General features: G+C 59.9%; 1 protein-coding gene. It reads right to left on the bottom strand.

Translation table 11 applies throughout. The annotated features are described in order from the left end of the window. Nucleotides 1–610: MATE family efflux transporter (locus NW858_RS08165; RefSeq protein WP_414520262.1), on the bottom strand; the 610-nt coding region annotated here is incomplete at its 3' end. Nucleotides 611–813: the final 203 nt, after the last annotated feature.

The following is an 813-nucleotide window of genomic DNA, read 5'->3' on the forward strand; positions in this document are numbered from 1 at the left end:
GGATTGTGCCCCAGGCAGCTCCAGCGATCCCCCAGTTCAAGCCGAAAATGAATAGGGTATTGAGGATGCTGTTGAGCAACACGCTCCAGCCACTCACCCAGAGAGTGATCCAGGTGCGGCCAATGCCGTTAAAAAAACCCGACAAGGCAAAGGTGCCCAAGAGGTCAGAGCCTCCCCAAACGCGAATTTGCCAATAGGCCGCTGCTTGCTCCGCCACCCCCGGCGGCAGCGGCAGCCCTCCATACAGCAAGCCTCCCAACAGCGACAAGAGACCGCACAGGGGAAATAGGCCCAACCCCAGCCCCACTCCCGACCAAGCATAGCGAGAGGCCCCCTTTGGATCTCCGCTGGCGTAGGTTTGCGCCACCAAGGTTTGCACTGCTCGCCCCAGACTCAGGAAGGGGGTCAAGGCCACCTGGGTGGGCAGCCAGGCGGCGTTCATCCCGGCCAAGGCTTGGCTGGAGATTTGACCAATAAACCAAGTGTCGGTTATGCCCATCAGCGCCTGGATGCCAGCGCTGAGCACCAAGGGCATCGCCAACCTCAGCACAACCCCATGATCCACCCGTGGGATCCCTCGGGCATCTAGCCGTTGCGCAATGCCCCTCACACCCTTTCCCTCCTCTGTGCTGCGCAGCAACAGGCAACCTCTCGACTGAGCTGTCTGTATGCTATTATACTACAGAGATAATACGGACTGGAGCGAGGGAGGGATCCCTTCCCACCTTTGGGAGATTGGCTGCTGTTAGGATGCTGGCTACTGGGGCGAGAGGAGAGCGGATGAGCGAGCAGACTTCGTCCTACTCGCCTGTG

This window comes from Synechococcus sp. H55.10 (assembly GCF_047502715.1).
GTDB lineage: Bacteria > Cyanobacteriota > Cyanobacteriia > Thermostichales > Thermostichaceae > Thermostichus.